The sequence below is a fragment of the Klebsiella sp. 7-CIP_Kleb. genome (assembly GCF_050378655.1).
Taxonomy (GTDB): Bacteria; Pseudomonadota; Gammaproteobacteria; order Enterobacterales; family Enterobacteriaceae; genus Klebsiella; species Klebsiella quasipneumoniae.
The window spans coordinates 1-1,048 of sequence record NZ_JBNRLJ010000035.1 but is presented as its reverse complement, the minus strand read 5'-3'; the positions used below and the strand labels follow the sequence as shown (position 1 = coordinate 1,048).

At 53.0% G+C, this 1,048-nt stretch carries 1 pseudogene; it reads right to left on the bottom strand.

Features of this window, described 5'->3' with window-relative positions:
- Positions 1 to 47: 47 nt before the first annotated feature.
- A pseudogene (locus tag ACQUTI_RS26305) lies at positions 48 to 1,016 on the bottom strand (IS5-like element IS903B family transposase).
- Between the last annotated feature and the right edge of the window lie 32 nt (positions 1,017 to 1,048).

Sequence of the window (1,048 nt, the reverse complement as noted above, 5' to 3'; positions counted from 1 at the left end):
GAATAAATCAGATTTCGGGTAAGTCTCCCCCGTAGCGGGTTGTGTTTTCAGGCAATACGCACGCTTTCAGGCATACCTGCTTTCGTCATTTTGTTCAGCGCTCGTACCAGGCCCATAGCCTCCGCAACCTGACCATCGTAGTCACGCAGCGTCAGTGACCCCCCGAACAGCTGTTTTACCCGGTACATCGCCGTTTCCGCTATCGAGCGACGGTTGTAATCTGTTGTCCATTTTCACCGCGCATTACTCCCGGTCATTCGCTGATTAGCCACTGCACGGTTACGGTCTGCATATTCACCGGGCCAGTAACCCGCACCTTTTCGGGGAGGGATAAGCGCGCTGATTTTCTTACGCCGCAGTTCATCGTGACATAGCCGGGTATCGTAAGCGCCATCGGCGGCGGCTGACCTGATTTTCCGGTGGGTTTGCCGGATTAACCCGGGGAAGGCCTCTGAGTCCGTAACGTTGTTCAGCGACAGGTCAGCGCAGATGATTTCATGTGTTTTACTGTCAACGGCGAGATGCAGCTTACGCCAGATACGGCGGCGTTCCTGGCCATGCTTTTTGACTTTCCACTCGCCTTCACCGAAGACCTTCAGCCCGGTGGAATCAATTACCAGGTGTGCGATTTCACCCCGGGTGGGCGTTTTGAAACTGACATTAACCGACTTTGCCCGCCTGCTGACACAGCTGTAATCCGGGCAGCGTAGCGGAACGTTCATCAGAGAAAAAATGGAATCAATAAAGCCCTGCGCAGCCCGCAGGGTCAGCCTGAATACGCGTTTAATGACCAGCACAGTCGTGATGGCAAGGTCAGAATAGCGCTGAGGTCTGCCTCGTGAAGAAGGTGTTGCTGACTCATACCAGGCCTGAATAGCTTCATCATCCAGCCAGAAAGTTATGGATCCTCGGTTGATGAGGGCTTTATTGTAGGTGGGCCAGTTGGTGATTTTGAACTTTTGCTTTGCCACGGAACGGTCTGCGTTGTCGGGAAGATGCGTGATCTGATCCTTCAACTCAGCAAAAGTTCGATTTATTCAACAAAGCC